This is a genomic window from Pseudomonas sp. PGPR N4, assembly GCF_059693665.1.
This window is the reverse complement of the sequence record NZ_JCAUKV010000001.1, coordinates 340293-352922: the sequence shown is the minus strand read 5'-3', so window position 1 is coordinate 352922 and position 12630 is coordinate 340293. Positions and strand designations below refer to the sequence as shown.

Sequence of the window (12630 nt, the reverse complement as noted above, 5' to 3'; positions counted from 1 at the left end):
AGTGCCCGCACCCGCTCACGGCATCACCGGTGGCGTGTACTGCAAGGTCGAGCCGAGTGCCCACAGCAGCACTAGCACCAACGGCGCATGCACCAGCAGCTGCACGAACGAGAAGCCGATCAGGTCCCGCGCCTTGAGCCCAAGCACCCCAAGCAGCGGCAGCATGTAGAACGGGTTGATCAGGTTGGGCAAGGCTTCGGCCGCGTTGTAGATCTGTACCGCCCAGCCGAGGTGATACTGCAGGTCGTTGGCCACCAGCATCACGTACGGCGCTTCGATGATCCACTTGCCGCCACCCGAGGGGATAAAGAAGCCCAGCACCGCCGAGTACACACCCATCAGCAAGGCATAGGTGTCGTGCGTGGCGATCTGCACGAAGAAGGTCGAGATATGGTGAGCCAGAGTCTGCTCATCGATGCCCTTGACCTGAGTCAGCACCGCGGCGATCGAGCCATACAGGGGAAACTGGATCAGCACCCCGGTGGTGGTCGGCACTGCGCGGGTCACGGCATCGAGAAAGCTGCGCGGCCGCCAGTGCAGCAGAGCGCCGAGCATGATGAACAGGAAGTTGTAGGTGTTGAGCCCGGAAATCGCGGTAATCGCCGGTTTGCTGGCGAACTCCTGGTACAGCCAGCCTGCAGCCAATGCCACCAGCAACAAGGTCAGCACCGGGCTGTGTTCCAGCCATTCGCCGGGACGGGTACGCTGCGCCGGCGGCGGCGCGGTGAAGCTGGGGTCGATACCGCATTGCTCGGCAGTACGCGCGCTGCTGGCGCCGGGTGCGGTGGCATAGGCCACGATCAGCGAGACGATCACCAGCGCCGCCAGCAGGACGCCGGACTGCCAGAGGAAGATGGTCTCGGTGAAGGGAATCACGCCGGTAATCGACAGGATCGACGGCGGCAGGCTGGCCGGGTTGGCCTGCAGCTGCGCCGCCGACGACGACAAGCCCAGCGCCCATACCGCGCCCAAGCCAAGGTAGGCCGCTGCGCCTGCAGCGCGATAGTCCATTTTCAGATCGGTGCGGCGGGCCAATGCCCTTACCAGTAAGCCGCCGAACACCAGCGACAGGCCCCAGTTGAGCAACGACGCCACCATCGAGATCAGCGCCACCCAGCAGACTGCAGAACGGCCGTTTTTCGGGATCCGTGCCAGCCGATCGATCAGCCGTGCCGCCGGCGGTGAGCTGGCGACCACATAACCGCCGATGACCACAAAGGCCATCTGCATGGTGAACGGGATCAGGCTCCAGAAACCATCGCCAAAGGCCTTGGCAGTGTCGGTCGGCTTGGCGCCCATGGCCATTGCGGCCACGCACACCAGCACCACCGCCAAGGCGGCAAATACCCACGAGTCGGGGAACCAGCGCTCGGCCCAGTTGGAGCAGCGCAGAGCGAACCGGGCGGAGCGGCTATCCTGAATTTCAGCGGCCACGGTAGTTTTCCTTTTATTGGTCTTGTCAGGGGATTTCAAGGCACACGCAAAAACCTGCAGCAACGGGCCTGCTCGGCAAAGGGGGTCAGCCTTTGCAGAGCAAGCCCACCACTACAGGGGGCTGGGGTAAACCAGTGGCGATCAGAAGGTCATTTCTTGCACATCATCGGCAACGATCAGCTTGCCGGCGGTTTTGGCGATCACTTCTTCTACAGTCACGCCCGGCGCGGTTTCGCGCAGGATGAACGCCCCGTTTTCGATTTCCAGATAGGCCAGGTCGGTCAGCACCTTGCGAATGCAGCCAGCACCGGTCAACGGCAGGCTACAGCGCGACAGCAGCTTGGACTCGCCGTCCTTGGATGCATGGGTCATGGTGACAATGATGTTGTCGGCGCCTGCGACCAGGTCCATGGCGCCGCCCATGCCTTTGACCAGCTTGCCGGGGATCATCCACGAGGCAATGTTGCCTTCCACATCCACTTCAAAGGCGCCGAGTACGGTCAGGTCGACATGGCCGCCGCGGATCATCGCGAACGATTGTGCCGAATCGAAAATCGAGGCGCCGCGGCGGGCGGTGACGGTTTGTTTGCCGGCGTTGATCATGTCGGCATCGATAGTGCTCTCGGTGGGAAACTCGCCCATGCCGAGCAGACCGTTTTCCGATTGCAGCATCACGTCCATGTCGGCGGGGACATAGTTGGCCACCAGGGTCGGGATACCGATGCCGAGGTTGACGTAGAAGCCGTCCTGCAGTTCACGGGCGACGCGTTGGGCCATCTGTTCGCGGGTCAGTGCCATGGTCTGGATCTCTTTGTTGTTCTATGGGCGGCGTTCAGGCCTTGACGGTGCGCTTTTCGATGCGCTTCTCGAAGGTACCGACGATCACACGATCGACGAAGATCCCTGGGGTATGGATCTCGCTTGGCAGCAACACGCCGGGTTCGACGATCTCCTCGACCTCGACCACGGTGATCTTGCCGGCGGTTGCGGCCAGCGGGTTGAAGTTCTGCGCCGTGTTGCGATACACCACGTTGCCGTAGTGGTCGGCCTTCCAGCCTTTGACGATGGCGAAATCGCCGGTGATGGCTTCTTCGAGGATGTACTTGCGGCCATTGAACTCACGCACTTCCTTGCCTTCGGCAACCGGGGTGCCGTAGCCGGTGGCGGTGAAGAACGCCGGTATGCCAGCGCCGCCCGCGCGCATTTTTTCTGCCAGAGTGCCTTGGGGGGTCAGTACCACTTCAAGTTCGCCGCTGAGCAACTGACGCTCGAACTCGGCGTTTTCGCCGACATAGGACGCGATCATCTTGGCGATCTGCCGTTCTTCGAGGAGGATGCCCAGGCCGAACCCATCGACGCCGCAGTTGTTCGAGACCACGGTCAGGCCCTTGACCCCGCTGCGCTTGATCTGGGCGATGAGATTTTCCGGGATGCCGCAGAGGCCGAAGCCGCCGGCCAGTACGGTCATGTTGTCGGTCAGGCCTGCCAGGGCCTCTTCGTAGGTTGCAACGCGCTTGTCCAGTCCGGCCATGCTGATTCGCCTTTATAGTTGTTTGTGCGTGCAGCCATCTTCACCGCTGCCGACTGATTTGTTAATTTTGTTTTAGTCATCGATTGATAATTTTTCTAAAACAAAAGGCCCACCCCCGCATGAACGTCAAGCAGTTGCGTGCCTTTGTCACCGTAGCCAAGTACCTGAGCTTTGCCCAGGCGGGCGAGCATCTGCATGTGTCGCAGCCGGCCTTGAGCCTGACCATCAAGGCGTTGGAGGACAACCTCGGCGGCGCCCTGCTCGCCCGCACCACCCGCAGCGTCAGCCTGACCCCCGAAGGCGAGGTGCTGCTGCCGTTGGCGCGGCGGCTGCTGGCCGACTGGGACGACACCGAAGAGATGCTGCGCCAGCGCTTTACCTTGCAACTGGGGCGGGTCTCGGTGGCGGCGATGCCGGCCTTTGCCGGCAATCTGCTGCCGCAGGCGTTGAAGGTGTTTCGCCAGCGTTATCCGCGGGTCAACGTCACCGTGCATGACGTGATCAATGAACAGGTGCAGGAACTGGTGCGCCATCGCCGCGTCGAACTAGGCATTGGTTTCGAGCCGGACAACCTCGACGGCCTGCGCTTTGTGCCGCTGTACATGGACCGCTTCGTGGCGGTGGTGCCAGCAGACTCACCGCTGGCGCTGCAGCATGAGGTGAGCTGGCAGGCATTGCTGGCCGAAGATTTCATCGCCCTGCAACGACCGTCTGCGGTGCGCCTGCTGCTGGAACAAAACGTCGCCGCCGGCCACGGCAAGTTGACCGTGGCGTTCGAGAGCCATCAGTTGACCACCATCGGCCGCATGGTCGCCAATGGCCTTGGCGTCAGCGCTGTGCCGGCCCTGTGCATCAAGCAGATGCAGGAGCTTGGCGCCCGCTGCGTCGCCTTGGTTGAACCCAGCGTCGAGCGGCGTATTGGCGTTATTTCGCTGAGTGAACACAAGCTTTCAACCGCAGCCGAGGCGCTGCTGGATGTAGTCATTGCCCACACCCCGCCACAGGAGTTGACATGCGCACAGTAGAACTTGCAGACCGCCGCGTTGCCGCCATAGGCCAAGGCACTTGGTACATGGGCGAAGACCCGGCGCGCAAGGCCGCCGAGGTGGCGGCCTTGCAGCAAGGCATCGAGCTTGGCATGAGCCTGATCGACACCGCCGAGATGTATGCCGAAGGAGGCGCCGAGGAAGTGGTCGGCGCCGCCATGGCTGGTCGCCGTGACCAGGTGTTTCTGGTCAGCAAGGTCTACCCGCACAACGCTAGCCAGCGCGGCGTGCCGCAAGCCTGCGAGCGCAGCCTGCGCCGGCTGGGCACCGATTGCATTGACCTGTACCTGCTGCACTGGCGTGGCCAGTATCCGCTGGAAGAAACCGTCGAGGCCTTCGAGCGTTTGCGCGAACAAGGCAAGATTCGCCGCTGGGGTGTTTCCAACTTCGATCTGGACGACATGATCGAGCTTGATAACGCGGACTGTGCAGCGAACCAGGTGCTGTACAACCCGGCCCAACGCGGCATCGAGTTCGACCTGTTGCCCTGGAGCCAGGCGCAGCAGATGCCGATCATGGCCTACTGCCCGCTGGCCCAGGCAGGTCAGCTACTGCAGCATCCGCTGATAGCCGAAATCGCCGAGCGCCACAACGCCACCCCAGCGCAGGTCAGCCTGGCCTGGGTTACCCGCCATGCGGGAGTGATTGCCATCCCCAAGGCCGTCGACCCAAGGCATGTGCAGCTCAATGCCGCGGCAGGCGAGCTGTGCTTGAGCGCTGCCGACCTGCAAGCGATTGATCAGGCCTTTGCCCCGCCTACGCGCAAGCAGCACCTGGCGATGGTCTAGGCGGGCCTCAGTGAAAGTCGCGGCTGCGCACGTCCAGCCCTTGCAATAGCGGGCTGACGTCTTCCAGGCGCCGGGCAATCAAGTGCCTGACGCCCTTCTCGTGTTCCAGTCGGCCACTGACCTTGAGCAACTGGGCGCCAACCAGCGCCCTTCGCTGACGCTCGGCCAGGTCGCGCCAGACCACCACGTTGACCATGCCCGCCTCGTCTTCCAGGGTGACAAATGTCACCCCGCTGGCCGTGCCAGGACGCTGCCGGCCAACCACCAGACCGGTCACAGCAATTGCATCGCCATGCTCGACGCTGTCCAGCTCCGCCGAACTGCGACAACCCAGCGCGCGCAGACGCGGGCGCAACAGACTCAACGGGTGCGGCCCAAGGGTGGTGCCAAGGGTGGCGTAATCGGCTACCAGGTCCTGCGCCAGGGTTGGCCTTGGCAACGCCACGGCCTGCTCGCCTGCGCTGCCGATATCGGCGAACAAGGGCAGTTGCGCCTGCACGGCAGCCACCTGCCAGCGGGCCTGATGACGATCGCTGGCCAACCCGCGCAACGCCCCGGCATCTGCCAGGCGCGCGCGGGCACGGCTGTCGAGTTCGGCGCGCAGGCACAGGTCTTCGACATCGCGCCAAGGTTGTTGCTGCCTGGCCTGTGCCAGGCGCAAGGCATCGGCTTGGGTAAACCCGCGGATCTGGCGCAAGCCCAGGCGGATCGCCAAGGCGCCGCCGGCCAACGGCTCAAGGGTGCAGTCCCAGTCGCTGTAAAAGACGTCCACCGGGCGCACCTCGATCCCTTGGCGCCTGGCGTCCTGGAGCAACTGGTCAGGGCTGTAGAAGCCCATTGGCCAGCTGTTGACCAAGGCACAGGTGAAGATCGCCGGCTCGTGGCACTTGAGCCAGCTGCTGGCGTAACACAACAAGGCAAAGCTGGCAGCGTGCGACTCAGGGAAGCCATAACTGCCAAAGCCCTTGATCTGCTCGAAGATGCGCTCGGCAAAAGCCAGCTCGTAGCCGTTACGCAGCATGCCCTCGAGCAAGCGCACGCGATGCGGTTCAAGGCCGCCGTGCCGCTTCCAGGCGGCCATGCTGCGGCGCAACTGATCGGCTTCGCCAGGGCTGTAGTCGGCGGCAACCATCGCCAACTCCATGACCTGTTCCTGGAACAACGGCACACCCAGCGTGCGTTTGAACACGGCCTCGAGCGCTGGCGACGGATACGTCACCTCTTCCTGCTTTAGCCGCCGGCGCAGATACGGGTGGACCATGTCGCCCTGAATCGGGCCCGGGCGGACGATCGCCACTTCGATTACCAGGTCATAAAACGTCTTGGGTTTGAGCCGCGGCAGCATGGCCATCTGCGCGCGTGATTCGATCTGAAACACACCGATGGTCTCGGCGCGGCTGATCATGGCGTAGGTCGCAGGGTCTTCGCTGGGAATGGTAGCCAGGGTCAAATGGCGCCCACGGTGCTGCGCGAGCAGATCGAAACAACGGCGAAGCGCGCTGAGCATCCCCAGCGCCAGCACGTCGACCTTGAGCAGGCCGACCATATCGAGGTCGTCCTTGTCCCACTGGATCACCGTGCGCTCGGCCATCGCCGCGTTTTCCACCGGCACCAGCTGGTCCAGCGGTTGCTCGGAAATGACAAAGCCCCCAGGGTGCTGCGACAGGTGCCGGGGGAAACCGATCAGGTCGCCGGCCAGCACCAGAATCCGCCGCAACGACGGGCTTTGCGCCTCGAAGCCCGCCTCGGCCAGGCGCTGCGCATCGGGGATGCGATCCGTCCAGCGGCCGCAGCACTTGGCCAGCGCATCGACCTGATCGGCCGGCAGCCCGAGCACCCGCGCCACATCGCGCACCGCGCCAGCCGCGTGATAGGTACTGACCACGGCGGTCAGTGCCGCACGGTGGCGACCATAGCGGCGGAACACGTACTGAATGACCTCTTCGCGGCGGTTGTGCTCGAAGTCCACATCAATGTCGGGTGGCTCGTTGCGCTCGCGTGAGAGAAACCGTTCGAACAGCAGATGATGCTGCATCGGATCAAGCTCGGTGATGCCGAGCACAAAACACACCACCGAGTTGGCCGCCGAACCGCGGCCCTGACAGAGAATGCCTTGCTTGCGGGCGAAATCGACGATGTCGTGCACGGTGAGAAAGTAGCTCTCGTAGTGCAGCTCTTCGATCAGCGCCAGCTCCTTGTCGAGGACCTGGCGCACCTCGGCACTGGCGCCGTCCGGCCAACGCCGGGGCAGGCCCTGTTCACACAGGTGGCGCAGCCAACTGGCCGGGGTTTGCCCTGGCGGCACTACTTCGCGTGGGTACTGGTATTTCAGTTCACTCAGGTCGAAGTGACAGCGCTCGGCGATCAACTGGCTTTGTTCGAGCAAGTCTGCAGGGTACAGCTCGTTGAGCTGAGCCAGGCTGCGCAGGTGGCGTTCGCCGTTGGCGAACAGGTAACGCCCGGCGCTGGTAATCGTGCAGTGATGGCGCACGGCGGTCATGCAATCCTGCAGGGCGCGCCGTCCACGGCTGTGCATGTGCACATCACCACAGGCCACAGCGCGAATGTCTAACTGGGTAGCCAGCGTGCGCAAACGAGCCAGGCGCGTAGTGTCGTCAGCGCCACGGTGCAGGTGCACGGCCAGGTACAGCCGTTCGCCAAACAGCTCACGCAGCCACTGAACGGCGTTCGCGTCGTCAGCCTCATCCGGTATCCATAGCGCCAGCAAGCCCTCGCAATTGGCCTCAAGGTCCGCAGCAAACAACTGATACTCGCCTTTGCCCGCCCGCCGCCGGGCGCGGGTGATCAAGCCACACAGGCTCTGATAGCCGCGCAGATTCTCGACCAGCAAAACCAGTTTCGGCCCGTCCTGCAAGCGTACTTCGCTGCCGACGATCAGCCGCAGTTGGTGCGCTTTGGCGGCTTGCCAGCCGCGTACGATACCGGCCAGGGTGCACTCATCGGTGATCGCCAGCGCCGTATAGCCTTGCTCGCGGGCACGTTTGAACAACTCGTCGGCACTGGAAGCGCCACGCTGGAAGCTGAAGTTCGACAGGCAATGCAGCTCGGCATAGCCGCCGGCGCTCATGCGAACCACCCCTGCAACCACAGCGGACCAGGCTCGGCGAGGTCTTGATAGGCCCAGCCGCGCAAGCCTTCACGGGTTTCGATGCGGTAGTAGTCACGGCGCACATCGCCGCCATCCCACCAGCCCGATTCGATCCGTTCGGCTCGCCCCAACAGCTGCACATCGGCCTCGCTCAAGCGCAAAGGGGCCGCCAACAACCAACCCGGGCGGCTATCTACAGCAGCCTGCAGCGGCCCGGACGCACCTTGGCTGGCAAGTTGCCAAGCGCACTCGGGGCGATGATCGGCTTCGGCACGCAGGCCCTGCACCGCTTCATCACCCAGCCGCGCGCGCAGCCGTTCGCGCAGTTGCTCCCACGGCTGCGCCTGTTGCGCGCGCGGGTCGAACAGCGCTTGATGCTGCGGCACAAAGGCCGGCAGGTCTGCTGCCAGCAAACGCAGGTTGCGCACCGGCGCAGTGATGCGCAGCGGCTCGAGGCGCCCGCGGGCCAGCTCGAACAGCAGGGTCGCATCACGTTCGGCGGCCAACAACCCGACCTTGAGCACGGTGTCCGGGCCCTCAACATGCTCAAGGTGCAGCTCGAAGCGCTGCACGCCACAGTCGCGCCCGGCCAGAAATGCCGCCAGGTCGCTGATCATCCGCCGCAACGGGAACAGCAAGGCCTGATGCGATTCAACGTCGAAGTTGAGCTCTAGACGCGTCTCGAAGCGGTCCGGCGGCAGGTAGAACTCAAGACCCAGACTGCGCAGCCCCAGCAGTTGATCCAGATGCAGCTGCACCCCGGCGGTAAAGCGCCGGGCCAGCGCATCACGCGGCAGGCCAAGCACCTCACCGAGCTGACGCAGGCCCATCCGCATAAAGGCCTCGCTGGCCTCGGTGGGCAGCCCGACCTTGTTGATCGGCAGCTTGGCCAGGGCCGCGCGGGTGTCGTCGGCATCGCTCAGGGCAAGGCCGTCATGACAGTTGGCAAGCATGCGAGCAGCCACCGGGTTGCTCGCCAGCACAATGCGTTGGCGCAGCCCCAGAGCATCCAGCTCTTCGCGCAGGCGCGCCTGGAGCACAGGCCATGGCCCGAACAACTGCAGGCTGGAACCGACCTCGAGCAGCAAGGCCCGCGGATAATGCAGGCTGACCTGCGCGCTGTAGCGGTAGGCCCAGGCAGCCAGCAACTGCTGAACCTGCTCGACCTGGGCCGGGTCGGCTTCAACGCAGGTGAAACCATCGGCCAATGCGCGGGCGGCCGTCAGCGTCTGCCCAGCGCACAAGCCGAGCCTGGCAGCAGCCGGGTTGACTGCTTGCAGCACCCGGCGCTGAGTCGGCCCGCCGATCAATACCAGCGGCGTATCCGGGTCATCGCGTTCACGCAGGACGCTGTCCAGCGTCAGCTGCGGCAATAAAATGCAGGCCCACAACATGCTGCATCAACCCTGCCCGCGACTGGCAATGGGCACAGCAGGCGGCATGCCGCCGCGGCACTTGAGCACCCGCCATTGTGCGGGCCGGGTATCAACAGCAATACGCAGCGCCGCCGGTGACGGGTTGTGCGCCGCGTGCTGCGGGCGGCAGGCAAACGCCAGCGCCTGGCCGGTTTCGGCAGCCACCTGCAAGCGGCGCAAGGCGCGATCATCGGCCCGTTCAGGCCAGCACAGCACCGCTGCACAACTGCCCGAGCGCAAGCACTGCTCGGCAGCCCACAAGGCATCGGTAGGCGCAGCCTCGACCTGGATCAGCCAGCGCAGATCAACCCCGGCTGCCTGCCACGCCGGCGCAAAAGGGATAAACGGCGGTGCAATCAGCACCACCCGCCCGGACTCTGCGGTGAGCCGGGCCAGGCTCGGCCATAACAATTGCAATTCACCACAGCCTGGACTGGCCAACAGCAGCTCACTCAGCGCAGCGGCAGGCCAACCGCCGTCGGGCAGGCGCTCATCGAGCTGGGCATGGCCGGTTGGCTGCAGGCCGAGCGGGCGCGCCTGGGTTTGCCGGCCACGCCAAATTCGGCGCTGGTCGAGCAGGCCGTCCAGATCGACCACGGCGCCCATTAGTCGCGCCTCAGCAGGCCGCAGAAGACCCCTTCGATACAGAAGTCGCGCTCAGGGCCAACCTCGATCGGCGCATAGGCCGGGTTGCGCGGCAGCAAACGAAAGCCGCCGGGGATGCGCTGCAGACGCTTGATAGTGACCTCGCCATCCAGCCGGGCGACCACGATCTGGCCGTCGTCGGCTTCGCCTTGCTGGCGGATGCCGACCAGGTCACCGTCAAATATGCCGTCGTCGATCATCGACTCGCCGCGCACCTTGAGCAGGTAGTCGGGCGTGCGCCGGAACAGGCTTGGGTCGAGCAGCAACTGCTCGTGGATATCCAGGTCAGGCCCGATCGGCGCACCAGCAGCGACTTGGCCGAGTACCGGCAGTTCAAGGATTTCTGGCCGGCGCAAAGGCTCGGCCAGGCGGATACCGCGGGCCTGATTGGGCGTGACGTCGATATAGCCGCCCTGACACAGCGCACTGATGTGCTTGCGGGCAACGCTACGCGAGGCAAAACCAAAGCGCTCGGCGATATCGGCGAGGCTCGGAGGCTGGCTGTGATCGGTAATGCGCTCGCGGATAAAAGCCAGAATCGCGCGGCGTTTGGGGGTCATATTGTCCATGGAGCACATTTGTACTCTTTTCTGCTAAAACTGAACAGCCCCCTTCGTCGTGCGCATTGGTTATGATCCCCTGCTCGATGTACAAGCTTATGGATAACCGATGCTGACCGCCCTGCTGTTTGACCTCGATGGCACCCTGACCGATACCGACACACTGCACCTGCAAGCCTTCCGCCAACTGCTGCACGAGCAGGACGGCCGCGAGCTGACCCAGGCGCAGTTCGATGAACAGATCAGCGGTCAGGCCAACGGTGAGCTATTCGCCAGGCTGTTCCCAGATCAGAGCCCGGCGCAGCGCCAGGCACTGGCGGAGCGCAAGGAAGCGCTGTTTCGCGAGCTCGCCCCTGAACTGCAACCGTTGCCTGGGTTACTGCGTTTGCTCGATTACGCCCAGGCAGAGGCCATCGGCATGTGTGTGGTGACCAATGCGCCGCGCTTGAATGCCGAACACATGCTTGGCGCAATGGGCCTGACCCAGCGTTTCACGCAGGTGCTGGTAGCCGACGAACTGGCGCGGGCCAAGCCCGATCCGCTGCCCTACCTGACCGGCCTGGAGCGGCTGCAGGCGAATGCCGAGCATGCGCTGGCGTTTGAAGACTCACTGCCCGGCGTAACCGCTGCCAGCGCTGCCGGGATCTTCACCGTGGCCATAGCCACCACCCAGACGGCCGAACGCTTGCAGCAAGCCGGCGCGCAACTGGTTATCGATGATTTCAACGACCCGCGCTTGTGGCACCTGATCGAACAGATGCGCGGCTGACAGCAACCGCTACAGGCTGACGCCAAGTACTTCACGCAGCGACTCGCTGCGCTGATCGTCAGCGTCGCTGACCAACGCGAAGTTGTAGGCGCCATGCGACCAGTAGCGCGCTTCCAGCTGGCCATCGGTGCGTTGACCGGTCGGCATCTTGGCAAAGTGCTCGCCGGGCAGGCGCATGAACAGGCTGACCCGCTCGCCCTGCTTGTCTTCGAACACCACCAGCGCCGCCGGCCCTTGCTCGTTGCTCAGCAGGCGCGCACCCACTGGCTGAAAGCCCAAGCCGGCCAGGTCAGGCAATTGGCCGACCCGATTGAAATGGCTGCCCAGCCAGGCGCGCAGCTGGCCAGGGTCGCTGGCCTGAATATCCAATGTGCTGCTGCCGACAAACAACCGATGGGCCTGCAGCGCATCGGCCATGGGCAATTCGGTGGAGGCCATGCTCATTTGCCGCGCCTGCCAGCCGCCCATGCCGCCGACACCCAGGCTCAACAACAACGCCGCCGCCGTCGCCAGCCGGCGCACACGCCGTTGACGCAGGCGCCGCTGCAGCTGGCCAAGCTCCAGCTGCGGGCCAGGGGCCAGTTCGCCAAAACCGGCCAGGGCTGCACGCAGGCGCCGGGCGTCGTTGCGCCAGGCCTCGATACGCGCAGCCTCCTGCGGATTGGCGGCCAGCCACGCGTGGACTTCAGCGCGGCGCACAGGGTCGAGGCGCTCGTCGATATAGGCGTGCAACTCGTGCTCGGTGGGGGTCAGGCGTGTCATTTCAATCTCCGCAGGGCCGGGGACGCTGGGCTGCCCTCGGTCAGTTGGCGCAATGCTGCACGGGCCCGCGACAAACGCGACATCACCGTGCCGATAGGGATAGCCAAGGCCTCGGCGGCCTCCTTGTAACTCAAGCCCTCGACGCTGACCAGCAACAGCAGCGCGCGCTGCTCGGCCGACAACTGGGCAAATGCCTGCAAGTCGGCCTGGGCGAAGATGATGTCTTCGGTATTGTCGCCGATCGGCTCGCTGATCTCCTGGCCGCCGCTGAACCAGGCCAGCCAGCGCCGGTGCAGCCGGTCGCGGCGCTTGCTGTCGAGAAACAGCCGATAGAGGATGCTGAACAGCCACGCCCGCAGCGCCTCGGCCTCGCGCTGCTGGCCACTACGGCTCAAGGCGCGTTCGATGGTGGCCTGGACCAGGTCGTCGGCACTGCCCGGCTCGCGCGTCAGCCACACGGCAAAGCGGCGCAGGCGCTGCAGCAGTTCGCGCCATTGCGAGTCGTCGAGATCGTGCATGCTGTGATTCCGGCCCATGGGCAGTCAGTGTAAGGGGCAGACGCAGCGCCACG

12 protein-coding genes are annotated in these 12630 nt (G+C 64.4%); 3 read left to right on the top strand and 9 right to left on the bottom strand.

The window, feature by feature from the left end:
- Positions 1–15 precede the first annotated feature (15 nt).
- The 3 genes from AC58X1_RS01475 to AC58X1_RS01465 form a co-directional block, all read right to left on the bottom strand.
- Positions 16–1434: a short-chain fatty acid transporter gene (locus AC58X1_RS01475; RefSeq protein WP_101318841.1), complete on the bottom strand. Its 1419-nt coding sequence runs from the start codon at positions 1432–1434 to the stop codon at positions 16–18.
- 141 nt (positions 1435–1575) lie between these two features.
- Positions 1576–2232 (bottom strand): CoA transferase subunit B, encoded by a 657-nt coding sequence (locus tag AC58X1_RS01470; protein ID WP_101318839.1) that lies wholly within the window; start codon positions 2230–2232, stop codon positions 1576–1578.
- A gap of 34 nt (positions 2233–2266) precedes the next feature.
- Positions 2267–2965 (bottom strand): CoA transferase subunit A, encoded by a 699-nt coding sequence (locus AC58X1_RS01465; protein WP_101318837.1) that lies wholly within the window; start codon positions 2963–2965, stop codon positions 2267–2269.
- Between the two features lie 119 nt (positions 2966–3084).
- On the opposite strand from AC58X1_RS01465, the gene AC58X1_RS01460 reads away from it, so the two are divergent.
- Both AC58X1_RS01460 and AC58X1_RS01455 read left to right on the top strand, forming a co-directional pair.
- Positions 3085–3990 (top strand): LysR family transcriptional regulator, encoded by a 906-nt coding sequence (locus AC58X1_RS01460; RefSeq protein WP_101318835.1) that lies wholly within the window; start codon positions 3085–3087, stop codon positions 3988–3990.
- Complete coding sequence (locus AC58X1_RS01455; RefSeq protein ID WP_497428165.1) at positions 3978–4799, top strand: aldo/keto reductase; 822 nt, start codon at positions 3978–3980, stop codon at positions 4797–4799. The genes AC58X1_RS01460 and AC58X1_RS01455 overlap by 13 nt, the downstream gene beginning before the upstream one ends.
- Positions 4800–4806: 7 nt before the next feature.
- Here AC58X1_RS01455 and AC58X1_RS01450 read toward each other — a convergent pair whose 3' ends face one another.
- Genes AC58X1_RS01450 through lexA form a run of 4 tightly spaced genes read right to left on the bottom strand, consistent with a single transcriptional unit; the run spans position 4807 to position 10537 of the window.
- Entirely contained in the window at positions 4807–7887 is a 3081-nt protein-coding gene (locus AC58X1_RS01450) for an error-prone DNA polymerase (RefSeq protein ID WP_497428164.1), read from the bottom strand.
- Positions 7884–9302, bottom strand: coding sequence for a Y-family DNA polymerase (locus AC58X1_RS01445; protein WP_497428163.1), 1419 nt, complete (start codon positions 9300–9302; stop codon positions 7884–7886). Before AC58X1_RS01445 ends, AC58X1_RS01450 begins: the two co-directional genes overlap by 4 nt.
- A gap of 6 nt (positions 9303–9308) precedes the next feature.
- Entirely contained in the window at positions 9309–9929 is a 621-nt protein-coding gene (gene imuA / locus AC58X1_RS01440; protein ID WP_150571889.1) for a translesion DNA synthesis-associated protein ImuA, read from the bottom strand.
- Positions 9929–10537, bottom strand: coding sequence for a transcriptional repressor LexA (lexA, locus tag AC58X1_RS01435; RefSeq protein ID WP_101322998.1), 609 nt, complete (start codon positions 10535–10537; stop codon positions 9929–9931). The genes imuA and lexA overlap by 1 nt, the downstream gene beginning before the upstream one ends.
- A 100-nt stretch (positions 10538–10637) precedes the next feature.
- On the opposite strand from lexA, the gene AC58X1_RS01430 reads away from it, so the two are divergent.
- A complete protein-coding gene (locus tag AC58X1_RS01430) occupies positions 10638–11297 on the top strand; it encodes an HAD family hydrolase (protein WP_150569454.1) in 660 nt (219 codons plus the stop codon).
- 9 nt (positions 11298–11306) lie between these two features.
- Here the strand turns inward: AC58X1_RS01430 and AC58X1_RS01425 are convergent, their stop codons facing one another.
- Both AC58X1_RS01425 and AC58X1_RS01420 read right to left on the bottom strand, forming a co-directional pair.
- Positions 11307–12059 (bottom strand): anti-sigma factor family protein, encoded by a 753-nt coding sequence (locus AC58X1_RS01425; RefSeq protein WP_497428162.1) that lies wholly within the window; start codon positions 12057–12059, stop codon positions 11307–11309.
- Positions 12056–12577, bottom strand: coding sequence for a sigma-70 family RNA polymerase sigma factor (locus tag AC58X1_RS01420; RefSeq protein ID WP_150569456.1), 522 nt, complete (start codon positions 12575–12577; stop codon positions 12056–12058). The genes AC58X1_RS01425 and AC58X1_RS01420 overlap by 4 nt, the downstream gene beginning before the upstream one ends.
- Positions 12578–12630 lie beyond the last annotated feature (53 nt).